Consider the following 24,749-nt stretch of genomic DNA (forward strand, 5'->3'; position numbering starts at 1 on the left):
ACAACACCACATCAACAGTGGCAGCCACGTTGCGACGGATTACGAGTGTAAAGCAACCGTGAATCAAAAGCAAATTCCCGGTAAACAACCCGTTGCACTCGCACACAACAAAGACTGTTTTTATAGCTAAAGTGATTAGCCAGACACGCTCATCAAAGGCTTGCTGCAAGCTACTCACTCACAGCGCCGTGTCGCGCTGACTTGGATTAATGTACACACACCCCAACACAAACACAAACAACCAGGTCAGCACCGTTTTCTTCTTATTTTTACCGCGCACACCTAAGGGGTCACTTTAAGCTTTCGCATTCAACCCCAGGTTCTCGTTGATTGACTCATTGGCCGTATCGAAACGCTTAATCCCCCGGCTCAATACCGCCAGCATGAGTAGCAGTATGACCGCCAGCGCCACAGTGATTACTCCGACTAGGCCGACACCGTTCCCCGCAGCTTCTATGTCGGCATCGACAAAAATTGCTAGCCCACTCACCGCACCGGAGACGACAAAGCAGTACAGAACGATCATTACCCACTTCAGCCACCCGCTGAACCGATTATTGACCCAAAAGCTCGCTATAGCTATCAACTCGACCAGTATCGCTACGATCATGGCAGATAGAACGGCCAGTGCCAGCTCCTCTCCACCCAGATGCAATTCTAAGTTGCTGGAGCTAGGAAATAGGAAGTGAAGCAGCAGGAACTCTGCTACGCCAATAAGCATCAGCAGGGCAATGCTAGGCAGCCAAACAAGCAGCCGACGTGTTACTTGTGCATACCAGCGTTGTCGATCACCTGAAAAGACTAGCCATTTGCACAGATTTACATTCAGTGTCTCCCCAAAGTATGCCGCTGATACCAGCAGGGTCATCGCACCCGGGTACAGCCACATCGCCCCACTCGGAGAGAACCCCGTTGCACACCACCCGATCATTCCGATCGTCATCGCCACCAGCATGACCAAGTGGATCAACACCATGTGCCTGTCAATGCGCCAGGTGCTGAAGTAGTCAAGCACGGTAGGGCTAGGGCTAGGGCTATTGACCTTCTTTTCTTCCTGATGCCACCTAGTCTCCACGCGCAACACTCCTTCAAGCGCACCGAGGGGAACTACGGAAAACCTCTTTGCTATCCCTCCGGCTTCACCAACAGTGTTGGCCTCATCGGTAGCCTCGGCCGTGGTGCGCTCGACCACTTCACTGTTATCGCCCGCACGCACCACGCCACTGGTGATGCAGGCCAGGTTCACGGCCACGACGGTTGCAAGCAGTATCCAGAATGACGGGGTTTGCCAGTTGATCGCTCGCGTCAGAACGTAGCAAGCGACCAACATGCAGCAGACTATTGCGGACACAACCGGCATCAGAATGAGGTAATTGCGGCGGATATCCGCTTCTCCCATTCCTAACGCCCGCAGTTGCGATTTATCCCAGACAGTCGTACTCGGCTGAAGCCCCAGGGCAAGCCCGAACATTAAGTAGATACCGAACTGCAGTGCGTTGAGCTGCTCCCCACCACTAACAAAGAAGATGAGGGGAATCGTAAAAGCAAAGCTAAAGCCGAAACTGCTGGCGTTGGCCAGCAGCTGACGCATGGCAAGCCTCCAATGCGTCCGCCACGGCAGGGGTTGGTAGGCGGTTTTCTTTTTTGCGGATTCAACCGTTGATTGTGGGGAAGGCGATAGCGGGGAAAGCATTGGGATCAGAACTCCCTTCCGGTGAGCGCCAACACAGCCTGCTCCAGATCCGCACCGACTACGCGCACGCCACTACCTTCGATTCGGGAGGAAAGATCCTGGACGCTGTTTATACAGTCAGCACTGTCGGTCCTCAGCCTGTGAGTGTCGAGCACCACGCGGCGCAGCCCGGAGGATGTGGCGTCACTAAGTACGGAACTAGCAGCCCCAACCTCGCCGAGCGTGGCTTCGACAGCCATGGCGGAACCAGAGAGGATCGCGATGCGCTCGGTGATGGATTCGAGGGTGCCTACGCCGGTGATGCGTCCCTTGTCGAGAAGGACGACGGAATCAAGGATGCGGGCTGCGTCGTCTACGTGGTGGGTAGAGAGGATGAAAGTTCGCGGGTTACGTTCAACGTCTTGCAGAAGGTGCTTGTAGAACAGCTCGCGATTCTGCACATCAAGGCCCAGATAAGGCTCGTCAAGGAGGGTGATGGGACACTGTGCCGCCAGGCCAATGACGATCGAAACCAAGGATTTCTGGCCGCGCGAGAGTTTGGCTAGTGTCTTGCGCGTATCAATGTCGAAGTCTTCACAGAGCTGATTGGCGTAATGCTTATCCCACGTCTCCCAGCGTGCAGCGGCCACGCTGAGTAACTGCTTGACCTTAATTTCCGTAGGCCAGGGCACATCTGGGCCAGCGAGGATGAGGCGACTCAGCACGGCGGGGTTATCGAAGACAGGCTGGCCGCCGATGAGGATCTCTCCTTTTATTCTTAGCTGGCCGGCGATGGCACGCAAAAGGGTGGTTTTGCCTGCACCGTTCCGTCCGATCAAGCCATATACGCGGCCTCCTGCGAGGTGAGAGGTTGCACCATCGAGAGCGCGGGTGGTACCGAGCTTGCGGCGGACATCTCGCAGCTCGATATCGGGAGCGGAGACAGTAGTTCTGCCGGTGGGTTGAGCGCCGTTCATTCGTACAGTCCTCTACTTTCTGCGACTTTGTCCATGAGGGTTTTGAGTTGTGTGCGATTCATGCCCAATTTGGCGGCTTCATCCACGAGGGGAACCAGATAGCTGGCTGCGAAGGCCTCCTTGCGCAAAGCCAGAACTGTCTCGCGAGCGCCGTGTTCCACGAACATGCCGACACCGCGACGCTTAGATAAAACGCCCTGATCGACGAGCAGCGACAATCCTTTTCTGGCGGTGGCGGGGTTGATGCTGTGAAACTCTGCGAGTTCGTTTGTCGAGGGGGCGCGTTCACCTTCAGGAAGTGACCCATCCACAATCGCATCCGCAATGAGGTCTGCGACCTGCTGGAAAAGCGGTGTTGATGATTCGTCCACGGGGCACCTTCTTCGATGAGCGTCTAAACAAGTCCCCAGCTTTCATTCAGAGATAACACCTTTGGTTAGCCGGTTGGTTACTTGTGTAACTAACCATACAACAAAGTTTTCAGGCATGCTAGAGGGAAAGAACAAACTACTAACGAAACGAAAAGAGCAATGAACAATGTTGGAAAGAACACAGGTCTATGTCGACACGTCTTACCTGCTTGCGAGCTTTTATAACTCCTGGGACACAGGCGCCCGCGCCCAGTTAGAAATCGACCTTCCGGAGGTCGTCTCCGTACTTGGACAGATGATCCAAGACCAGCTGAAACAGCCCATTCACCGGCAGTTTTGGTACGACGGCATTCCCGACTCCGGACCACACCGCTACCAACGTTCCCTCCGCAGTGAACCGGGCGTGCAACTGCGCGCTGGCCAGCTCATTGAATGGGGCGACCGTCGCACACAAAAAGCAGTCGACACGCGGCTTGTGGCGGATCTCGTTATCGCTGCGATGAAGCGTCAGGTTTCGGATATCGTGCTTGTTTCTGGCGACGCCGACATGCTGCCCGGCGTCGAAGAGGCAGTCGCCGCGGGCATCCGTGTGCACCTCTATGGCTTCGGCTGGGATTCCATGTCCTCCGCACTGCGATTCGCCTGCGATACTACGACGATCTTGGATCCCCGCGAGGACTTCCGGGACACGATGCGCCTGCAAATCTTGGAAGGCCCACTGCCCGCCGGCGAGCAACCAGAGCAGCCCGAAGAAAAGCCATTGGGCGATGCAGAAGCACCAGCGGACTCCAGCCCCTGCGTGCTTACCTCCGCAGACGTTCCCGGCGACAGCGCCAGCACAGGCGACGGTACTAACGCAAAGGATGACACGCACGATAACGAAGAGGAAGGTGCCAGCGACACCCCCAGCGCGGAAAACCCCACTGAGGAGACCGGGAACAAACCTGGAGAGGAAGGCACAGACCAACCTCCCGCACAACAGATTCCGGCGCCCGTGCGCAGTGGCCCCGCCGCCACTTCGCGTGGCGCCGCCACCCACTCAACGTCTGCTCCTTCACCGACTCCTACTCCGAACTCCATGCCGGAGCGAACCCCAGAGCCAGAACCGGAGCGGGACAGTTCAACTGATAAGGCGGAGAAGCCGGAGGCGGTGGCGTCACCAGAAAAGACAGCGGACGAAGCACCGAAGCCAAAGCCGCGCCCGAACCCCGGCATGATGGCGCGACACCGCAAACTGCGTAGCCGCTACGTTCCCCTACCGAATGAGGTGTGGGCAACGGCGGGCGAACAAAGCCCCTCGGATATCGGCCAGCAGTACGCCGTGTGGTGGTTTGACAACGTGGCCAACGAGGAGCAGCGCGACAATGCCCACCTGCTCTCTGGCGGTGGCTTGCCCCCGGAAATCGATCGGCCGCTATTGCAATTCGCCTGCGAGACGCTCCACGAATACACGCTTTCCGAAGCTCAGCGCGTAGGCCTGCGCGACGGATTCCACTCCGGCATTAGGGCAATCATGCTGCGCTAAAACGGTGGGGCAACAGGGATTGTCCGGGGTGTGTGTAAAAATGAAACAATGAGCTCAAGTTCTGTTCCGCGGGCCGACCGGACAGTACCGTTTACCAAGGACGCACTGTCGGCGCGCCAAACTCTCTTACGCTTGGCCATCACCGGCATGCTTGCTTTCGCTGGAGCCACCGTGGGGTGGTTTCTCATGGCGAAGACGAACTTCCCTGCGTTTACAAGTAGTTTTGTACTGCGGGGCCTAACGACGGCCGCAATTGTCATCGTGGTCGTGCTAACCGGCCTGGCCTGCTATTGGTGGACTTATCCAACAAAGTGGATGGTCGGCAAGCGTGCCAATAAGGAGGCATCTCGCGGCACGGATCGTCCTGAGCTACGCCCCTGGGCCTCTATAGTGTTGCAGCTGGTGATGTACCTCGCCCCTGCTGTTCTTGTACTGGCAGCTTTGGGAATCCCGCTAGCAGCAACGCAGCTTTATCTCGGTGGCATCAGCGTGGACCAAGCGTTTCGTACGCAGTTCCTTACACGCATGACGGACCACCTGGGCTGGGAGGACATGGCATACCTGGATCAGCCCTCGTTCTATCCGGGACTGTGGTTCTTTAGCGGCGGACTTTTCGCCCGCACGTTCGGCCTCGCCGGCTGGGTCGCAATGCAGCCCTGGGCACTGATCACTATGGCCATGTCGGCCAGTATGTTGGTGCCAGTGTGGCAGCGCATCTGTGGGTCCTTGCCGATCGCTGCCGCATTGGCACTGGTCACTGTCACGGTGACGCTAACCGTGGGTGGCGATGAACCCTACGCCGCGATCGTGGCAATGGGCATGGCACCGGCGTTTATTATCGCCCGGCGCGCACTACACGGCGGTCGCTTCGCATTGGTTGGATCCATCCTGTACCTCGGGCTATCGGCCAACCTCTACACGCTGTACACCGCCATTTCCGCATTGACGGTAATAGTGCTGGCCGTGGCCGGTGCCGTCACCGCTCGCGCACTAAAGCCACTTATCAGACTGGTGATGATCGGTATGGGTTCCATGGCTATTGCGCTATTGGGATGGGCGCCATACCTTTGGGCACTTCTTACCCAACCCCATGGGTCTACGGGCACCGCACAGCACTACCTGCCGGAAGTCGCTACACAGGTGCCGACTCCCTTCTTCGAATCCGTCGCCATCGGCATTCTTTCGCTTATCGCGCTGATGTGGTTCGTACTCCGCCGTAAAGACGGTGATGTTCGCGCCCTGACCTACGGGCTCATCGTGTGCTACGCATGGGTTGTGTTGTCACTGCTTGTGACGGTATTTGGCACCACGCTTCTGGGATTCCGCGTGGCAGTCCCCATCAGCATCATCCTTGCTGTGGCCGGCGTGCTTGCCATCGCGGATATGCGACTGGTGTACATGCCGCAGATGCTGTCACCAGAGTTCCGGAAGGCCGGGGGCACAGTTTCGATAAGCCGCGTGTTGGTCATCGTGATGGCCATCTGTGGCATTCACTACGCCACGCAGATTCCTACCGCCCACGAAAGCTATATCGACACGGCCTATACAGATACCGACGGGGACGGAAAGCGCGGCGACAAGCTCCCAGGCGACTCCGCCGTGTACTACCAAAAGGTGGATCAAGTTCTTTCCGAAGAGCTCGGTGGCCGGGCGGATAAGGTGCTACTCACAGACGAGAAGAGCTTCATGGCCTACTACCCCTACCACGGTTACCAGGCCTTTACCGCGCACTACGCCAACCCAATGGGAGAATTCGCCCGCCGTAACGAGGAGATCGAACGCTGGGCGAAAATCACCAAACCCAAGGACTTGCTGGCAGCTATGGACGAGGCAGAAAAGGCTCATGGCTGGAAGGCGCCAGATGCACTATTGGTACGGGGACAGCTGGACCTTGCTGACAACAAGGAAAAGGAGACTAACAAGGCGGAGGCTAAGAACGAGGCAATTGATGCCGATCGGGTCAACCGCCCGCTTCCAAAGGTGAAGGGGGCCGGAAATGGCACATTCACCTATTTGGTAGCGGATGACCTTTATCCCAACCAGCCGAATGTACGTTTCCGCCCCATCGAATTCGAAGCAAGCGCGTTTGCTCGGGGCTGGAATCTGCACCAGGTGGGGCCGTTCGTCATCGCCGTACGCCAGCGTTAAACGCCTCGCTCAGACACTGAGATGTGGGCGTCGAACCGCAGACCACTTCCTGAGGGGCGCCACAGAACATCATTTTCGTAACATTAATTGACTGAAGTCCCAGAAATCAGGCCGTTTGAGTTCTACGTTCGCTCCTTTGTGTCCTACAATTACCTGTTGTGTCTAAAGTTCAGCAGCCAACAGGGAAACTAAAGTTAGCGTCCATCGTCTCGGGCCTCATCGGCTTATTCATGTTCCTTTCTTTGCCTTTCCTGCCTGTAAACCAGGTGCAGTCCTCTTTTAACTGGCCTCAGGACGAAGAACTCACATCTGTCCAGGCGCCACTGATCTCCTATGTCCCCCAAGACGTAGACATCACGGTGCCCATCAAGCAGATCCGAGATCTGGACAATGGAGCGACAAACATCCTGTCGACCCTGCCACCAGAGTCCACGGAAGCTACACTGCGTGGCCTTTTCGTTCGCTCCACAGACGACAGCCTTGACGTCGTCGTGCGAAACATCGTGCCACTAACCATCAATAAGGATGCCCTGAAGCAGCTGCCGGATGACGCCAAGCTGCACATCACCTCGGACTACGAGACCACCCACGCCTGGGTTCCCAACGCGGAAAAATCCCTGGACTACCCGCTCGATTCCACCATCAATGACGATGTCCGCCCGGCTTTGACTGGTATCTACACGGACATCAAGAACACCGAGAAGAACTCGCAGGACACAATCGGCGCTGATTTCCAGGCACGCGTCACCGTCGATTCGCGCTTTACGTCCTCCCCCTCGGTCATCAAATATCTGGCCATCTTCGTAGGCATCGTCGCCACCGCGATTTCGCTGTACTGCCTATACCGCATCGACATCCTTGATAAGCGCACTACCTCCCGCCGCTTGTTCCACCGCAACTGGTGGAAGCCTCGCCCGCTGGACGGCGTAGTGGGGTTCATCCTGCTGGCCTGGTACTTTGTTGGCGCCAATACCTCGGACGACGGCTACCTGCTGACTATGGCCAAGGTATCCGGCGAATCCGGCTACATGGCCAACTACTACCGCTGGTTCGGCGTGCCGGAGTCTCCTTTCGGCTCCCCGTTCTATGACCTACTTGCACTGATGACGCACGTCAGCAGCGCCTCCATTTGGATGCGCCTGCCTTCGCTTATCGCAGGAATCGTCACGTGGCTCATACTTTCCCGCGAGGTCATGCCGCGCCTTGGCACCAAAATCAACCAGCGCAAGGTCGCCCATTGGACCATGGCCGCCACTTTCCTGCTGTTCTGGATGACATTCAACAACGGCACGCGACCCGAGCCAATCATCGCCGTACTGTCCTTGCTAGCCTGGGTCTCCTTTGAGCGCGCCATTGCCACGCACCGCCTGCTGCCCGCCGCAGTCGGCACGATCATCGCCACTTTGGCTCTGGGCGCCGGCCCGACAGGCCTTATGGCTGTATCGGCGCTGCTGGCTTCCCTGGGTGCCTTGATCCGCATCCTCACTCGCCGCCTTCCGCTGCTGGGCGCTGAAAAGGGCGCCCCCAAGAAGACGGTTTTCGTGGCCATTCTGGCGCAGGTCGCACCTTTCTTGGCCGCGGGCACTGCCATCCTCACAGCCGTTTTCGCTGACCAGACTCTTCGCACTGTCACCGAAGCCATCAAGCTTCGCGGCGAAATCGGTCCATCTATGCACTGGTACGACGAGTTCCGTCGCTACGAGGCGCTCATGGAACAGACCGTCGACGGCAGCTTCCCGCGTCGCTTCACCATGGTCATGCTGTTCTTCTGCATCGGCATTGTCGTGGCTGCCATGCTGCGCAACGGACGCATCGCCGGCGCGGCGAAAAGCCCGTCCACTCGTCTACTGCTGGTCACCCTGGGCACCCTGTTCTTTATGACGTTCACGCCTACCAAGTGGACCCACCACTTCGGCGTGTTCGCCGGTATCGGCGCAGCGCTCACCGCATTGGCCGCGGTGGCCGCATCGCGCTTCGCCCTAGAAACGAGGCGCAACCAGATCCTGTTCTTGGGTTCTACCCTGATGCTGTTCGCCTTCACGCTCGCCGGCCCCAACGGCTGGTGGTACCTGTCCTCCTACGGCGTACCGTGGTGGGACAAGCCCGTACAGATCGCCGGAATCACCATCAGCAGCATGGTGCTCGCTATTTCCGTGGTCGTCCTCATCTGGGGTGCCGTCGTAGGCTTTCTTGTCGACGCCAAGCAGGCGCGCGCTACCAATGCATCCGAAGTCGCGAACATCGAACGAGCTGAGATTAAAAAGGTCAACCGCTTCCGCGGCCTCACGGCCGCTCCGATCGCCGTTCTAACGACCATCACTGTGTTGTTTACTCTGGCCTCCTTGGCAAAGGGAATGGTCAGCCAATGGCCCGCCTATTCCGTTGGCAAGGGCAACGTGATGGCCCTCGCAGGCAAGAGCTGTAATCAGGCCGCCGATGTTCTGGTGGAGACCAACACCAATGAGTCTTTCCTGGAACCCGCCGACGGCACGTCGCTGAAGGACTCCCTATCCAGCGGTGGTGGGCACGGTTTCAAGCCGAACAACATCCCCGCGAAGATTGACTCCAAGTCCAGCGGGGACTCCCAGTCGACCGTTGGTTCGGCCGACCAGTTCAAGAAGGAGAGCTCGGACTCTGCGGATTCCAACACGTCCTCTGATAGCGACGACTCGCAGGCTTCGGCGTCCCAAGATAAGGCAACTAAGAAGTCCAAGGACGAAGAGAGCAGCAGCAACAACGGCAACGATGCCTCCGGCACCACCGGTGGCCTGCACGCCGACAAGGGCGTGAACGGCTCGTATGCTGTACTGCCGTTCGGAATCGACCCGAACAAGGTGCCGGTTGTGGGCTCGTACACCGAGGGTCTGCAGGTCCCAGCGAACACCACAACCAGCTGGTACAGCCTGCCGAAGGATCGCGATGGCAAGCCTCTGCTGGTGTTCAGCGTGGCCGGTCAGGTCGGACACTTCGACATGGATGGCATCTATAAGTACGGCCAGGAGATCAAGGTCGAGTTTGGTAAGTCCGGCGGATCCAAGAATGCCGATGACTTCGAGAAGGTCGGCGAGTACATTCCGCTGGATCCCGGCTACGCACCGGAGTGGCGCAACCTGCGCATCCCGATGGATCAGGTGCCGCAGGATGCGGATTCTGTGCGGATCGTCGCCAATGATCCGAACTTGACGCCCGCACAGTGGATCGCCATCACGCCGCCACGAGTGCCGGAGATGGAGTCTCTGAACGACTATGTCGGATCGGAGGCGCCGACACTGCTGGACTGGACCATTGCGTTCCAATTCCCCTGCCAGAAGCCATACGATCACTGGGCGGGCGTGGCAGAGCCAGCCAAGTTCCGTATTTCCCCTGACCACGACGTGCGCAGCAATCACACGCCAGTGATGGACTACGCCGGTGGTGGATCCTACGGTCTGGTGCAGATGACCTCGCAGGCCGAGGAAGTGCCGACCTACTTGCAGGACGATTGGCAGCGCGACTGGGGCGTGCTGGATAAGCTGACGGCGTTCCCGAACGCGAACGGTGACGCACCAAAGCCCGTAAAGCTCGATACCCAGACGGAAAAGCGCTCCGGGCTCTGGTACAACGGCCCGATGAAGTTCTCGGACTAGAGTCCCGTGGGGGGACGGGCTCCCGAGCCCGGGGGGTTTGCAGTACTGAAGTAGCCAAGAACTCCGAGCGGGCTGAGCGCAGTACTGAGGTAGCCAAGAACCCCGAGCGGGCTGAGCGCAGTACTGGGCGCAGACAGCACCGCCACCCAGCACTTACGCGCACAGCCACGCACCTGGCACCGAACGCACGCAGACACAAGGAAGTGCGCATAAGAAAAGCGCCGCCCTGAGCGAGGGCGGCGCTTTTCGATGCTAACAGCGTGGGAGCTCTACGACTCTCCTATTTAGTCTCCTAGTTAGCTGTTGCCGGAGCTGGCGCAGCGGGCGGAACCGCTGCTGCAGGTGCAGCCGGAGCTGCAGCTGCCTCAGCCGGAACGGGTCCGTCGAGCTGCGCGGACTTAGCGGCGTCAGCAAGATCGGCAAAGGCGTTTGCATCAGGGGCAACCTCGCCGTTCTCCAGCTTGGCGTTCCAGTCAGAAATGCCACCGAACTTCTGCAGAAGATCCAGAACCTGACCGATATTCACGGTGCCACCCTGGGCGCCCGCACCCGGCGCTACGCCCTGAACCAGCTTCAGGATTGCGTCAACCGGCAGCTTCTTGCCACCAGTATTGAACTCCTTCAGGGCACCGGACAGTGCGGTGTAGGCAGTCAGTACTTCCTGGGCGGTCTTCATCGAGCCGGATACTTGTGCGCCCTGGCCCTGGCCACCGGCGGAACCGGCTACCTGCGCGGGATCCATGCCTTGGATCTGTGCTGCACCCTGGGTCAGTAGCGTCTCCGCCGGTACACGACCGCCGATAACGCCCAGCAGCTGCATCATAAAGTCCGAGGCCAGCGGGACGTTCACACCAGTTGCGTGCTCAATCTGGTTAGCAACTGCTGCCTCGCCATCCACGGCAGGGCGCAGAGCATCCATAGCCTGGGAGGCCTGGCCTGCAGCGGAATCTGCGGGCATACCAGAGGCCAAAGCATTCAAGGCGGCGTCATCGCCGTAGTACTTATTTAGATCCACCTGGGTCTGTACACCGTTAACGTTGCCGGAGCCGGAGTACTGCCAGAAGGTCACGTGATCCCAACCGCCTGGGATGTTTTCGGGCAGGGAATCACGGTAGTAAGCCAGCCACAACGGGTACTCAGAGAACTCAGTGGTGTTCGCCATCCGCTGGATCCAGAAGCTGTAGTAGGTGTAGATGATCGGATCGCGGCCGGTCAGGGTCTTGATCTCGTCGATCCATTCACGAACCCAGTTCTGCAGCTCAGTCGGGTTCAGACCACCATTTTCTTCCAGGTCCAGTACTGGCGGCAGGGAAGGCTGCACGCCAGTTGCCAGCACGGCAGCGTAGTGGCGGGCCTCACCACGCGGGTCACGGTTACCCGGACGGGCGTAGTGGTAGCTTCCCGGCACGAGGCCGGCCTGCTGTGCCTTCGCGGAGTCTGTGGTGAAGGCCGGGTTGGTGTATCCCGTGCCTTCGGTGGCCTTCACAAAGACGAAGGACTGGCCGGACTGCTTCACAGCGGTCCAGTCGATAGCTGCACCACCGGGGTGCTGGTGAGAAGCGACATCAATGCCGTTCAGAGCCCATGACGGGACGGGAACGACATCGGTGGCGACGAGTGCTGCCACCGTCAAAGCGGAGCCAGCGAGTGCCGTTGCGGTGAGGCGTTGAGGTACGGACGTGCGCGTGGAGCGGCGCCAAGGCAGTGAAATCATGAATCACACCATACCCAAAAGCCACAACTTTCACACTGTCCCCACGGGTAACATGGAGAACACTCTTCACCGCACGAAAGCTTTAGCTACAAAACCCCTGATCAAACCCATATGTGATTTTAATCACACTCGCTGGTATATCGTCACAGCTGGGCAAACACCCCGCTTCTTCCACTGGTTATACTCCCTGCTGGTCCACACGATGAGCCACACCACCAACGCAGCGAGAAGCACCCACACCAGCGCCATCCACACCAACTGGAACCCCGCGGATTCATCCATCCAGCGAACATTCCACGCGAAGTGCGTCAAGAATCCTAGGCCACCCCACAGCACAATCGCCCCCAGCCGCCACAATGCGGAACGCTGCTTTCCCGCCTTTGCGCCGACGTACATTGCCAGGCCAATCCCGTACCCGACCAACGCGCTGAACATCATGTGCTTTGCAGGGCCCGCTACCAGCCGCAGTAAATACATTGATATCGCACCCTGCTGGTCAGAGACAGGATTCATCACAGCCAACATCATGGCGTACATCATGTTCTCAAACACTTCAAAGCCCAAACCGACCAGTAGTCCAGCGACGATGCCATGCCATGGCCGGTTCCACCAGGTGCGCCCCATCCACAGCAACAGCCAAATGCCCAGCCCCTTCGCAATCTCCTCCGGGTAGGCACCTGCGAAGCTAGCGGTCACGGAATGCCACCCCAGCTTGTCCACGGTATTAACCACGGGCGGCTGGATCACCGCTGCCGCCAGCACAACCGAAGCCGCTCCGCCCCACAGCAGCGCCAGTACAGTTAATCGCTTCGGCGTGCCTTTAAATATAGGCAGCGCCCAAACACACAACAGCGCCAACGCCAGATGCACCATGCCCATCACAAACACCACACCCAGCGTGGGGCTCACCCTAGAAGGATTATTTCCAATCAGCAGGAACAGTGAGATCCCCAAGCATGGAATCAGAATCAGCCAGTACAAGACCATCCAGGCGTCGCGAAACAATCCCAGCTTTGGACGTTGATGTGGCGCATGTTTGAGGTGAAACTCCAGCGGCACCTCGAAGACACGGTAATTTCGAGCCTTAAACATCTATTTCACCCGTGCTTTCTTCCCCATGGTTGCTCTTTGCACTGTCGCTATCCCTCTCCCCACCAAGGCGGACACCACGCACAAGCTCGCCGATTTCTTCCATCTGTTCTTGTAGTGACGCCGACTTCACCGGCACCTGCACCACCACCATCGGCACCTTGCCATCGGGCTGCAGGCTATGCTCCAGCTCGTTTCCAGGCTCCGTGTCAGCTGCCCCTTCTCTGTCCTCTTTTCCTTCTCCGTCTTTTGTCTTCTTGGCTGCGTCGGGATCGCGCACAAACGCAACTCCCACGTATTTCTGGTCTCCCCGCGAATAGCTCTGAGTCACGCGCAGCTGTTTGACCTCCGCCTTTTCTAAGGTGGCTCGATCCTCCGCGGAAAGCTTGTTCATCACATCAGTCGACTTCAATTCCACGCCGTCCTGGAAAATAATGGCGCGAACAGCACGGTTGATCGCGTGCTCAACGTTCTCGGCGTCCCCCTTCACGTCCACTCCCGAAAACCCAGTCACGCCATAGTCTTCCCCATCACAATCCAGCTCCATTACTCCAGGGCGCCCCAGGCCAGCGGAATCATGGCACTCTTCGAGCGTCGAAAACCGCAGCGGCCACTCTGAATAAGTAAGCACCGAGTCCGCCATCCCGTCCGCGACTGTTAGACCCTGCGGCTCATCTTCCAGGGTGGCGTCGGCAATAAAAGCGCTACCGACCAGCAAAAACAGCGCCGCCAAAAGGTACGCGGAATAGGCTCCGCGACGTTTCGGATTAGTCGGCGCAGGACGGTACACCGTGGGTGGGGGTTGCACAGGCTGTCTGGTTGGCATCGGCTGCATCGCCGGCACCGCCGGCATTGGCTGTGGCATTGGACGATGCGGCGAGCCTAGTGGAGGTCCGGGCGGTGGACCAGGTGGCCGCCCCTGGGGTGCTGAATGATGGAACATACGCAATAGCCTAACTACTACGCACGACACCGCCGTCCGTACCGGCGTCCACAGCGGTGCCTGGCGATGTCTAAGGTGGTGGGCATGACAGAAAACAACGCGCAAGACAACACCCCGTCCGCAGCGATTCCGGACGATATCTCCGAGGCGCCGGAGCAAGGCCAGGCGGGCACTGCCACCCAGCCTTCCCCTGCTCAGGATCTGTACCGCCATGTCAACGGCGCATGGCTCAGTACTCACAAGATCCCCAGCGATCGTCCCGTGGATGGCACCTTCCACCAACTGCGAGACCGCGCTGAGCAAGAGGTTCGCCAGATCGTCGAGACCGCAGCTAGCAATGAGCCGAACGGTCGGGTAGGCGCACTGTATTCCTCTTTTATGGACGTTCAAGGCATTGCCGCCGCCGGACTTAATGGCCTGCGCAAGCCTTTGGGTCTAATTAGTGACGCCACTTCAGTGCGCGACCTCGCCGAGGTACTTGGCAGGCTTGACGTGGAAGGCACCGGAGGTGTTGTCGGATATTGGATCGAAAAGGATTCCAGCCAGGACGTTGAGCGTGCCTACCTGGTGCAAACGGGCTTGGGTCTACCGGACGAGGCCTACTACCGCGAAGAGCAGCACGCAGCTACCCGCGAGGCATACCGGGAGTTCGTCGAAGACATGTTGCAGCTGGTCAGCGAACTAGAACTGCCGGGCAGATACGCCGACGCCGGTGTTACCGCAGCAGCCGATGCCATCTGTGCCTTCGAAACCGAGCTCGCACGCGGACACTGGGATAACGTGACCAGCCGCGATGCCGAGAAAACCTACAACCCGACCAAGGTGGACGACCTGCCGACGGGATTCCCCTTCCGCGAGTGGCTTGCGGCCACGGGCGTGGATCCGCAGAGCCCGGGCGGCTCAACCATCGTCGTGTGCCAGCCAAGCTACCTGGAGCACGTGGCTGCGATGGCCACCGGCGAGGGCGATAAACCAGAGGTCAGTGGCCTCGACGAGTGGAAGCTCTGGGCATATTGGCGAGTCATCCTCAGCAACGCGGCCTACCTGCCGACGGAAGTGAACCTGCGGAACTGGGAGTTTTACGGTCGCACGCTCTCCGGGGCTACGGAGCAGCGGGCGCGGTGGAAGCGTGGCGTCGGACTGGTCGAAGGCGCCGTGGGCGAAGAGGTCGGCAAGAAGTTCGTCGCCCAGCACTTCCCACCTGAGCACAAGCAGAAGATGCTAGAGCTGGTGGATTACCTGATCGCCGCCTACCGCGAGCGCATTAGCGAACTGGCGTGGATGACCCCCGCCACCCGCGAGAAGGCTTTGGCGAAGCTGGACAAGTTCCAGGCGAAGATCGGCTACCCAGACAAATGGCGAGACTTCAGTGGCCTGGAGTTCGGCTCGACCGGTGCGGACCTGTTGGCAAATGTTTGGGCGGCCAGCCGCTTTAACCACAACTACGAGGTAGAGAAGCTGGGCAAGCCCAGTGATAACGAAACCTGGTTCGCCACCCCACAGACGGTTAACGCCTTCTACAACCCGGTGAAAAACGACATCACCTTCCCCGCAGCGATCCTGCGCCCGCCATTCTTCGACCCGGCGGCGGATATGGCCGGTAACTTCGGCGCCATCGGTGCGGTGATCGGCCATGAGATCGGACACGGTTTCGACGACCAGGGTTCCAAGTACGACGGCGACGGCAATCTAAACTCCTGGTGGACCGAGGAGGATCGGGAGGCCTTCACCGCTCTGACCGACAAGCTGGTCGCGCAGTACGACGGCCTGGTTCCGACTGGTCTGCGCCAGCGTGGCATTACCGAGCACAAGGTCAACGGCAGCTTTACCCTCGGCGAAAACATTGGCGACCTGGGCGGACTGGGCATCGCCATCGTTGCCCTGCGGCGCTATCTCGCTGACCAAGGCCAGACGTTCGAGACAGCAGAAAAGCTGCCGGTCGACGGACTGGTTGATGCTGAAGGCAACCCGGATACCACCGAATACTCCGCTCTGCAGCGAGTGTTCCTGCGCTGGGCCCGGATCTGGCAGACCGCTATCCGCCCGCAGATGGCGGCGCAGTACGCCTCCATTGATCCGCATTCCCCCGCGGAGTTCCGGTGCAACGTGGTCTCCAGCAATATTGCGGAGTTCTACGAAGCCTTCGATGTGCGCGAAGGCGATAGCATGTGGCTTGCCGAGGACGAGCGCGTCTGCATTTGGTAGCGCTTTAGAACGCCTGGAAGTTCTCCGGGGCCAGCAGATCCGGCTCGTGCGCATCCTCGTCCGGGACGAACTCCTCGATCTCGCAGAGGTTCACCAGCGCACCGGTCGCGTCCTCGATGGTGGCCATGCGGCCAAACTCGGACTCCCAGGGTTCACGGATCACCTTTCCACCCAACTCAGGCGTGCGAGCGACCGCCTCGTCCACCTCGGCCACACCCAGATACACGGTCCACATGCCGGGCACGTCCAGCGCGGAGGTATCCCACAAACCGGCTACGGCGGCGCCATCGAATTCACCGGTGGCGTAGCGGAAGTCGGCGTCGGAACCAGTAACCTTCACATCCCACCCCGCGAGTTCGTGATAGAACTCCAACGTCGGATCCCAGTTCTGCGCCACCATCAGCTCAAACCACACCGGGGTTCCGGGCTCGCCGGCAGCGATCAGCGCATGTTCGTCGGCGGGATTACGCAGCCCCACGGTCGCCCCCGACGGGTCAATCAGAATGGCCATCTCTCCGCGCTCGCCCAGATCTTTTGGCTCCAGCACGGATTTGGCGCCGGCCTCTACAGCCTTGTCATGAGCCTGCTGGACGTCCGGGGTGTACAGCAACATCCCCCATAGAGACTGATTACCCTCCGGGATCTGCGCGATGCCAGCCACCGGCATGCCCTGCTTCTTTGCCACGGAGTAGCCCTCGGTCGGGTGCTCGAACTCCCACCCCAGCAGCTCGCCATAAAATTTCCGCGCCGCAGCTGCGTCGGTGCTGGCCAAATCCAGCCACAGGGGCATTCCGGGCTGGGCAATCATCGCAGGCATTGTTCCTCCACTGCTTTCTTCTTCTGGTGTCTCTTTATTGACGCCGATTCGTCCTCCGGCGCCTCAGGCTCTTAAGCCCTAGATCGCGTTGTCCTCCCGGACATCCTCCAGGCGGACATTGCGCCACTTCTCCGGGTCGAAGTCATCGTCCGCGGTGTCTTCGTCGAAGAACTCGCCGAGATCATCGTCATTCTCGCCGCTCAAAGGTGAATCAGCGCTGGCTGCACTGGCAACGACCGCCCCTGCCAGCACTTCTCCGGTTTCTCCGTCGACCAGGGTCACCTCGTCGCCCGGATGCAGCGCCTTGCCTCGGCGAGTGTCGACCTCGCCATTAACCTGTACAGCGCCTGCGGCGATGGCCTCCTTGGCCTCCCCGCCGGTCTCCACCAGGTTGGCTAGCTTGATGAACTGCCCCAACTTGATCTCGGAATCACGAATGCTGACCAAAGGAAACTCCATGCGCTTTAGTCTAGCGACCTTCAGACCCCCACCAGCAGGCGCACGCCCTCCAAGGCTAGGAACGCGCCCAACACCATAAACAAAACCCCGGCCACCATCTCGATGAATGGATTGATGCGCTGGATCTTCTCTGCCCCTGCGGCCACCGCTAAAGCAAAGCCACAAAACCACAGCAGACCCACAAGAGTCATCAGCACCAGCACGATCAATCGATCCAACAGCGTAGCTTCTACGGGGATAAACTGCGCGAACACCGAGCCGAAGAACAGCAACGCCTTGGGGTTGGATAGGTTCGTTGCCAAACCCAGGCGCCAGGAGGCAAAATCCCCCAGCGGCGCCAGCGCAGTACCCTGCGGTCCACGGTCACCGGACTCCCCGGTGGGGGCGTCATAAGAAGAGACAGCAGGTAGTGCCGCACGGCTGCGCCAGTCCGCATGGCCGGAACGGAAGGCACCTTGGCCCATGTACACCAGGAAACAGCCGCCGAACAGGTACAACGCGGTCAGCATCCACGGGAAGGCGGCGATCAACGCAGCCAGGCCCAGCATCGTCACCACGGGCCACAGCACATTGCCCGTACAGATCCCCAGGGCGGCGAACACCGCCGAGCGGCGCGACCGGGCACCTAAACGAATGAGCTGCACGGTGTCCGGGCCTGGCACAGTAATGGCCAGCACCCAGGCACCGAGCAGCCCTAGATAAGCGGCAAGGCTCAAGCCTGCATCGCCACGTCAGTCGGGTTGATCGGGCGCGGCAGTGCGGTTTCGCCCATCAGCACGCGGTCTAGTTCCGCAGCGGCGGAACGGCTCTCGGAAATGCCCCAGACGATCAGCGACTGGCCACGGCCCGCATCGCCGGCGACGAATACCGGGATGTCCGCGAACTCCGCGTTGGTGGTCTGAGCACGGAAGGTGCCATCGCGCTCCAGGCGCCCACGGTCGTTGACCTTCAGCCCAAGATCCTTAACAACCGGGGTCTCTTCGACGGAGACAAAGCCCATTGCCAGCAGCACCAGGTCCGCATCCATCTCAAAGTCAGACTCCGGGATGTTCTCCAGGCCATTTTCTCCGAAGCGGCATTCGGCGCCCTTCAGGCCGGTGACCTTCTCGCCATCGCCGGTGATCTCGACGGTGTTGATGGAGTAACGGCGGATGCCAAGTTCGTCCCCTGGCTGGCGCTCGGCCAGGCCCAGGGCGGCGATCTCGTCTGCGGACTCGTTGCCGGTCACGCGGTATTCGCCCTCTTCGTGGGCAGACGCCACGCGCCAGATACGCGGATAGGTCGGCCACGGGGTGGAGGCACCACGGGTCTTCGGCGGCTTCGGGGTGATATCGAACTGGGAGACCTCAATGGCACCCTGGCGCAGGGCGGTACCGAAGCAGTCGGTACCGGTATCGCCACCGCCGATGATGACCACGCGCTTCCCCTTTGCGTTGATGGTGGACTCCTCGCGGTCGCCTTCACAGACCTTGTTGGCCTCTGGCAGGTACTCCATTGCCTGGTAGACGCCCTTCAGGTCCCGGCCGGTCACCGGCAGGTCGCGGCCCACGGTGGAGCCGATGGCAACGATCACGCCGTCGAACTCCTTGAGCTCCTCGCCGGTGGGCGACGTGTTCACGACGAACTTCGTGCCCTCAGCTTCCATCTGCTCCAGGCGGCGGTCGATCCACTTCTTTTCCATCTTGTACTCGGGCACGCCGTAGCGCATCAGGCCACCAATACGGTCGGCACGCTCGAAGACAGTGACATCGTGACCTGCGCGGGTCAGCTGCTGGGCTGCAGCCAGGCCGGAGGGGCCGGAGCCAACTACGGCCACACGCTGGCCGGTCTTGAAGCTGGGCTTGATCGGCTTGATCCAGCCCTCCTTCCAGGCGTGCTCGACGATGGTGAATTCAACCGTCTTGATATTCACCGGGTCGTCGCCGATGCCCAGCACACATGCACCTTCGCAGGGCGCGGGGCACAGGCGGCCAGTGAACTCCGGGAAGTTATTGGTGGCGTGCAGGCGGTCGTAGGCCTCGCGCCAATTGCCCTTGCGCACCAGGTCATTCCACTCGGGGATGATATTGCCCAACGGGCAGCCATCGTGGCAGAACGGGATGCCGCAGTCCATGCAGCGGCTAGCTTGGGTCTGCACCTTGTCGTCGGAGAAGTCCTCGTAGACTTCATTCCAGTCCAACAGACGCAGCGGGACGGGTCGGTGTGCCGCCGATTCGCGGCGGTGCTTAAGAAATCCGCGTGGATCAGCCATTTAGTTCACTTCCTCCATGATTGCGGCGGCGATGCCGTCCTTGTCGAGCCCCTCAGCTTCGGCGCGCGCGATCGTCTTGAGCACGCGCGCGTAGTCGCGGGGCATGACCTTGATCAGGTCCGCGGCGTTGACCTCCACGGTAGACCCAGTCAGGTCGCGGTGAGTCTGGATCGTCTGTTCGACCCATCGCAGCTCTTCCTCGTCGGTGATCTTTTCGATGTCTACGAGCTCGGTGTTGATTCTGTCTGTGACGCCACTACCGTCATCCAATAGGTAGGCGATACCACCGGACATACCGGCTGCGAAGTTGTTGCCGATCTTGCCCAGGATGATCACACGACCACCCGTCATGTACTCGCAGCCGTGGTTGCCCACGCCTTCGACGACGGCGGTGAGGCCGGAGTTACGGACGCAGAAGCGCTCGCCGACGGTACCGCGGATGAACATCTCACCCTGCACACCGCCGAAGCCCAGCACGTTGCCGGCGATGACATCGGTGGTGATGTCCTCGGCTGCGGCCTCTGCCGCCGGGCGGATGACGATGCGACCGCCGGATAGACCCTTGCCGACGTAGTCGTTGGCGTCACCGTTTAGGGTCAGCGTCATGCCGTGCGTGGCGAAGGCGCCGAAGGAGTTACCGGCGGATCCGGTGAACTGCAGGTTCACGGTGTCCTGTGGCAATCCATCGCGGCCCGCTACGCGGGAGATCAGTGAGCCGGTCATGGTGCCGACGGTGCGGTTGACGTTGGTGATCGGGTAGCTGAGTTCGATGGAGGCATCCTCGCCCGCGGCGGCACGGCGAATCGTATCCTCCGCGTCCTTGCGGATCTGGTTGTCCAGTGCCTTATCCAGCGAGTGATCCTGATCCTTGGTGCGGTGCAGGTCCTGGTGCATGAAGGGGCTTTCGGGCTGGGCGAAGATCGGCTCCAAGTCCAGCTTGCCCGCGGTCTTGTGCTCAACCTCCATGCTGCCGCCGGTGAGACACTCGGAGTGACCCACAGCCTCTTCTAGGGTGCGGAAGCCCAGCTCGGCGAGGTATTCACGTACCTCCTCGGCGATGAACTTGAAGAAGTTCACCACGTGCTCTGCCTGGCCGGTGTAGCGCTTGCGCAGCTCCGGGTTCTGGGTGGCCACGCCTACCGGGCAGGTGTCCAGGTGGCAGACGCGCATCATGATGCAGCCGGATACCACCAGCGGGGCGGTCGCGAAGCCAAACTCCTCGGCGCCCAGCAGGGCTGCCACCATGACGTCGCGACCAGTCTTTAGCTGGCCATCACACTGCACAGTGATGCGGTCGCGCAAACCATTCATCAACAAGGTCTGCTGAGTCTCGGCAAGGCCCAGCTCCCAGGGGCCACCTGCGTGCTTCAGGGAGGTCAGCGGGGAGGCACCGGTACCACCATCGTGGCCGGAGATCAGCACCACGTCCGCGTGTGCCTTCGACACACCGGCGGCGACGGTGCCCACGCCCTGCTCAGCGACGAGCTTGACATGGATACGCGCATCCGGGTTGGCGTTCTTCAGATCGTGGATCAGCTGAGCCAAGTCCTCGATGGAGTAAATGTCGTGGTGCGGCGGCGGGGAGATGAGTCCCACGCCCGGCGTGGTCACGCGCACTTCGGCGATCCAGGGGTACACCTTGCCCGGTGGCAGCTGGCCACCCTCGCCCGGCTTGGCACCCTGGGCCATCTTGATCTGGATATCCGTGCAGTTGTTGAGGTAGTGGCTGGTCACGCCAAAGCGGCCGGAGGCCACCTGCTTGATCGCGGAACGCTTCCAATCGCCATTCGGTTCCGGCTCGAAGCGCGCTGGGTCCTCGCCACCCTCGCCGGAGTTCGACATGCCCTTCAGGCGGTTCATCGCAATCGCCAGGGTCTCGTGCGCTTCGGCGGAGATGGAGCCGTAGGACATCGCACCGGTGGCGAAGCGCTTCACGATCTCGCTGACCGGTTCGACTTCCGCAATCGGGATAGAGGGGCGGTTCGACTTGAACTTGAACAGGCCGCGCAGTGTAGCCAGGCGCTCGGACTGCTTGTCGACCTTCTCGGTGTATTCCTTGAAGATACGGTATTGACCAGTGCGGGTTGCGTGCTGCAGCTTGAACACGGTCTCCGGGTTGAACAGGTGGTATTCGCCCTCGCGGCGCCACTTGTACTCACCACCGATCTCCAGCTCGCGGTGTGCCTGCTCCTCAGGGCGAGGCAGGAAGGCCTCGCGGTGGCGCTTTGCCACGTCGTCGGCGATCTCATCCAGGCCGATGCCGGAGATCGGGCTAAATGCTCCGACGAAGTACTCGTCCAGCAGGCTCTGGTGCAGTCCGACCACGTCGGCCAGCTGCGAGCCGCGGTAACTTGCTACCGTCGCAATGCCCATCTTGGACATGACCTTTTGGATACCGGTGGTTGCGGCGTTGATGTAGTTTTCTTCGGCCTCTTCAGCACTGACGCCCACTCGTCCGTTGTTCGCCATCTCATGTACAGTCTCGAGCGCCATGTACGGGTTGACGGCATCCGCACCGAAGTTGATGAGCATGGCCAGGTGGTGCACCTCACGAGCCCCACCGGACTCAATCACCAGAGATGCTCGGGTGCGGGTCTTCTCCTGCACCATGTGGTGGTGCACGGCGCTGGCTAGCAGCAGCGACGGAATCGGTGCGTAGCGCTCATCGGATTCGCGGTCGGAGAGGATCAGGATGGTCGCACCATCGTTGATGGCGTCGGTGACCTGACGACGTACCCGCTTGATGGCCTCGCGCAAACCCTTACCGCCGTGTGCCACGGAGTACAGACCCGGGATGCGGACGGCCTTGAAGGCGCTGAGATCCACGCCGTTGCTGGCAGCCTCCGCGTTGTCCGCGGCATGTGCCAGGTTGGCCAGCGTCTGGTTACCCAGAATCGGGCTGTCCAGGTGGATCCGGCGGGCGGCGTCAGGACCGGGGTTAAGAACATCCGCCTGCGCACCCAACTGGGTGAACATGCTGGTGACCATCTTCTCGCGGTAGCTATCCAGCGGCGGGTTCGTCACCTGTGCGAAACGCTGGGAGAAGAAGTCGAACAGCAGGCGCGGGCGGTTGGACAGGGCAGCAATGGGGGTATCGGTACCCATGGAGCCGATGCCTTCGGCACCCTTTGCGGCCATTGGCAGGAGCAGGGTCTGCAGATCCTCTTCGGTGTAGCCGAAGACGCGCTGGCGCAGCACGATTCGCTCGTGATTCATACCGATCGGCTCAGCCTGAGGCAGGTCGGACTCGTGAACCAGGTTTTCCTCTACCCACTGCTGGTAAGGCTGGTTCGCCAAAGCCTGCTTGATTTCCTCATCCTCGACCACGCAGCCGCGGGCGGTGTCAACCAAGAACATCTTGCCCGGTTCGACACGGGTGCGCTTGATGATCTCGCTGTCCGGAATGTCCAGCACCCCTGCTTCCGACGCCATGACGACGAGGCCGTCCTTGGTGATCCAGATGCGTCCCGGACGCAGGCCATTGCGGTCGAGGGTGGCGCCGATGAGGGTGCCGTCGGTGAAGGTAATAGCAGCGGGGCCGTCCCAGGCCTCCATGAAGCTGGAGTGGTACTCGTAGAACGCGCGAACCTGCGGGTCGATGTGCGGGTTACGCTCCCAAGCCTGGGGCACCATCATCAATACGGCGTGGGGCAGGCTGCGACCGGCCAGGTGCAGCAGCTCTAGGGCTTCGTCGAAGCGTCCGGTATCCGAACCTTCCGGATCACAGATGGGCAGTACACGATCCAGGTCGCCCAGCACCTCTGAGCGCAGCTGGGATTCGCGGGCGCGCATCCAGTTCTCGTTACCGCGCACGGTGTTGATCTCACCGTTGTGAGCAACCAGGCGGTAGGGGTGCGCCAGCGGCCAGGACGGGAAGGTGTTGGTGGAGAAGCGGGAGTGCACGATTGCCAGTGCGGACTCCATTCTTTCGTCCTGCAGATCCAGGTAGAACTCCCGCAGCTGCGGGGTGGTCAGCATGCCCTTGTAAACAACCGTGCGTGCGGACAAAGAGGGGAAGTAGACGGTATCTCCACCGGAGCCCTCGCCTGGCCCCTTGCTGCCGAGCTCACGCTCTGCACGCTTGCGGACGAAGAACGCGCGACGGTCGAGTTCAAGCCCTTCCAGGGGCTCACCGTCGGCGTCAACACCAGAGATAAAGAGCTGGTGGAACAGCGGTTCAGCATCGCGTGCAATTGCGCCCAGACTCGAATCGTCGACGGAGACATCGCGCCAGCCGATAAGGTTCAAGCCCTCTTCTTCCACGATGGCTTCCACGGCGCGCACTGCGTCGAGTGCTGCCATGCGGGAGTTCGGGAGGAAGGCGATGCCGGTGGCGTACTGACCGGCGGGCGGCAGGGTGATGTCCTGCTTGGCCATTTCCTCTCGGTAAAAGCGGTCGGGGATTTGGATAAGGATGCCGGCGCCGTCGCCGGTATTCTTCTCCGCTCCAGCTGCTCCGCGGTGGTCCAGGTTCACAAGGGCCTGAATGCCCTTGTCCACAATGTCGCGTGTCGCGCGGCCGTGCATGTCAGCCACAAAGGCGACACCACACGCATCATGCTCAAACTGGGGGTCGTAAAGACCCTGGCGTGCAGGGTAGTTTTTCATGATTTACGGCCTAACTCTCGTCACAGGTACTGCAGTTGCATATGCGAATAAAGTTGCAATCGGTTCGCAGTTCTGTTGGTGACGTGGGTCTCCGCCAGAAATCAGCTGTAGTTCCGATCACATCGTTTCGTCATGGGTTATCTAGAGTGCACCGTGCGGTGCGAGCAGACAAAATTAGGTTTGCCTAACTCTTTCTAGCCTCCCAGCACTTTGTGATCGAAACCACTCTGAACAGCGATGATTGAGTTACATTACTCACATTTTGATACATACTTTAGCCCGCATGGGCTGTATGGTCTTGGTTTCTCAAAAAGCCCCACAACTTTTTGCTTTGTTAGAGATAA

15 protein-coding genes are annotated in these 24,749 nt (G+C 60.1%); 4 read left to right on the forward strand and 11 right to left on the reverse strand.

Going from position 1 to position 24,749, the window contains the following annotated elements; all coding sequences use genetic code 11:
- Window positions 1-295: 295 nt before the first annotated feature.
- The 3 genes from ACWXWJ_RS07850 to ACWXWJ_RS07860 all read right to left on the reverse strand — a co-directional run bounded on the left by ACWXWJ_RS07850 (window position 296) and on the right by ACWXWJ_RS07860 (window position 3,020).
- Entirely contained in the window at window positions 296-1,591 is a 1,296-nt protein-coding gene (locus ACWXWJ_RS07850; protein WP_473964060.1) for an ABC transporter permease, read from the reverse strand.
- A 107-nt stretch (window positions 1,592-1,698) separates the two neighbouring features.
- The gene (locus ACWXWJ_RS07855; protein WP_473964061.1) at window positions 1,699-2,649 is read right to left on the reverse strand and encodes an ATP-binding cassette domain-containing protein; all 951 of its coding nucleotides are present in this window, start codon (window positions 2,647-2,649) and stop codon (window positions 1,699-1,701) included.
- Window positions 2,646-3,020 (reverse strand): GntR family transcriptional regulator, encoded by a 375-nt coding sequence (locus ACWXWJ_RS07860; protein ID WP_293791666.1) that lies wholly within the window; start codon window positions 3,018-3,020, stop codon window positions 2,646-2,648. The genes ACWXWJ_RS07855 and ACWXWJ_RS07860 overlap by 4 nt, the downstream gene beginning before the upstream one ends.
- A 166-nt stretch (window positions 3,021-3,186) precedes the next feature.
- Here ACWXWJ_RS07860 and ACWXWJ_RS07865 point away from each other — a divergent pair, with 166 nt between their 5' ends.
- The 3 genes from ACWXWJ_RS07865 (at window position 3,187) to ACWXWJ_RS07875 (ending at window position 10,319) form a co-directional block, all read left to right on the forward strand.
- Complete coding sequence (locus tag ACWXWJ_RS07865; protein WP_473964062.1) at window positions 3,187-4,545, forward strand: NYN domain-containing protein; 1,359 nt, start codon at window positions 3,187-3,189, stop codon at window positions 4,543-4,545.
- Window positions 4,546-4,593: 48 nt separating this feature from the next.
- Entirely contained in the window at window positions 4,594-6,693 is a 2,100-nt protein-coding gene (locus ACWXWJ_RS07870; RefSeq protein ID WP_473964063.1) for a galactan 5-O-arabinofuranosyltransferase, read from the forward strand.
- Window positions 6,694-6,851: 158 nt separating this feature from the next.
- Window positions 6,852-10,319, forward strand: a complete 3,468-nt coding sequence (locus ACWXWJ_RS07875) for an arabinosyltransferase domain-containing protein (RefSeq protein WP_473964064.1) — start codon at window positions 6,852-6,854, stop codon at window positions 10,317-10,319.
- Window positions 10,320-10,611: 292 nt separating this feature from the next.
- On the opposite strand, the gene ACWXWJ_RS07880 is transcribed toward ACWXWJ_RS07875, so the two are convergent.
- The 3 genes from ACWXWJ_RS07880 to ACWXWJ_RS07890 form a co-directional block, all read right to left on the reverse strand.
- A complete protein-coding gene (locus ACWXWJ_RS07880; RefSeq protein ID WP_473964065.1) occupies window positions 10,612-12,033 on the reverse strand; it encodes a glycoside hydrolase family 25 protein in 1,422 nt (473 codons plus the stop codon).
- Between the two features lie 123 nt (window positions 12,034-12,156).
- Window positions 12,157-13,125 carry a PrsW family intramembrane metalloprotease gene (locus ACWXWJ_RS07885; RefSeq protein WP_448307962.1) on the reverse strand — a complete coding sequence of 323 codons (969 nt, stop codon included), beginning with the start codon at window positions 13,123-13,125 and terminating at the stop codon, window positions 12,157-12,159.
- A complete protein-coding gene (locus tag ACWXWJ_RS07890) occupies window positions 13,118-13,930 on the reverse strand; it encodes a hypothetical protein (RefSeq protein ID WP_473964066.1) in 813 nt (270 codons plus the stop codon). Before ACWXWJ_RS07890 ends, ACWXWJ_RS07885 begins: the two co-directional genes overlap by 8 nt.
- A gap of 219 nt (window positions 13,931-14,149) precedes the next feature.
- Here ACWXWJ_RS07890 and ACWXWJ_RS07895 point away from each other — a divergent pair, with 219 nt between their 5' ends.
- The gene (locus ACWXWJ_RS07895; protein WP_473964067.1) at window positions 14,150-16,270 is read left to right on the forward strand and encodes a M13 family metallopeptidase; all 2,121 of its coding nucleotides are present in this window, start codon (window positions 14,150-14,152) and stop codon (window positions 16,268-16,270) included.
- A 4-nt stretch (window positions 16,271-16,274) separates the two neighbouring features.
- Here ACWXWJ_RS07895 and ACWXWJ_RS07900 read toward each other — a convergent pair whose 3' ends face one another.
- The 5 genes from ACWXWJ_RS07900 to gltB form a co-directional block, all read right to left on the reverse strand.
- Window positions 16,275-17,087 (reverse strand): VOC family protein, encoded by an 813-nt coding sequence (locus ACWXWJ_RS07900; RefSeq protein ID WP_448307960.1) that lies wholly within the window; start codon window positions 17,085-17,087, stop codon window positions 16,275-16,277.
- Window positions 17,088-17,165: 78 nt separating this feature from the next.
- Window positions 17,166-17,546, reverse strand: a complete 381-nt coding sequence (locus tag ACWXWJ_RS07905) for an RNA-binding S4 domain-containing protein (protein WP_293791678.1) — start codon at window positions 17,544-17,546, stop codon at window positions 17,166-17,168.
- A 20-nt stretch (window positions 17,547-17,566) separates the two neighbouring features.
- Window positions 17,567-18,262: a LysE family translocator gene (locus ACWXWJ_RS07910; protein WP_293791679.1), complete on the reverse strand. Its 696-nt coding sequence runs from the start codon at window positions 18,260-18,262 to the stop codon at window positions 17,567-17,569.
- Window positions 18,259-19,797, reverse strand: a complete 1,539-nt coding sequence (locus ACWXWJ_RS07915) for a glutamate synthase subunit beta (RefSeq protein WP_473964068.1) — start codon at window positions 19,795-19,797, stop codon at window positions 18,259-18,261. The genes ACWXWJ_RS07910 and ACWXWJ_RS07915 overlap by 4 nt, the downstream gene beginning before the upstream one ends.
- Complete coding sequence (gene gltB / locus ACWXWJ_RS07920; protein ID WP_473964069.1) at window positions 19,798-24,405, reverse strand: glutamate synthase large subunit; 4,608 nt, start codon at window positions 24,403-24,405, stop codon at window positions 19,798-19,800.
- Window positions 24,406-24,749 lie beyond the last annotated feature (344 nt).

This window comes from Corynebacterium sp. p3-SID1761 (assembly GCF_055862885.1).

Coding starts and splice junctions, on each gene's coding strand:
- ACWXWJ_RS07870 (WP_473964063.1), top strand. CDS start 4,594: ATGAGCTCAAGTTCTGTTCCGCGGGCCGACCGGACAGTACCGTTTACC.
- ACWXWJ_RS07905 (WP_293791678.1), bottom strand. CDS start 17,546: ATGGAGTTTCCTTTGGTCAGCATTCGTGATTCCGAGATCAAGTTGGGG.
- gltB (WP_473964069.1), bottom strand. CDS start 24,405: ATGAAAAACTACCCTGCACGCCAGGGTCTTTACGACCCCCAGTTTGAG.
- ACWXWJ_RS07915 (WP_473964068.1), bottom strand. CDS start 19,797: ATGGCTGATCCACGCGGATTTCTTAAGCACCGCCGCGAATCGGCGGCA.
- ACWXWJ_RS07895 (WP_473964067.1), top strand. CDS start 14,150: ATGACAGAAAACAACGCGCAAGACAACACCCCGTCCGCAGCGATTCCG.
- ACWXWJ_RS07880 (WP_473964065.1), bottom strand. CDS start 12,033: ATGATTTCACTGCCTTGGCGCCGCTCCACGCGCACGTCCGTACCTCAA.
- ACWXWJ_RS07850 (WP_473964060.1), bottom strand. CDS start 1,591: ATGCGTCAGCTGCTGGCCAACGCCAGCAGTTTCGGCTTTAGCTTTGCT.
- ACWXWJ_RS07855 (WP_473964061.1), bottom strand. CDS start 2,649: ATGAACGGCGCTCAACCCACCGGCAGAACTACTGTCTCCGCTCCCGAT.
- ACWXWJ_RS07885 (WP_448307962.1), bottom strand. CDS start 13,125: ATGTTTAAGGCTCGAAATTACCGTGTCTTCGAGGTGCCGCTGGAGTTT.
- ACWXWJ_RS07900 (WP_448307960.1), bottom strand. CDS start 17,087: ATGCCTGCGATGATTGCCCAGCCCGGAATGCCCCTGTGGCTGGATTTG.
- ACWXWJ_RS07865 (WP_473964062.1), top strand. CDS start 3,187: ATGTTGGAAAGAACACAGGTCTATGTCGACACGTCTTACCTGCTTGCG.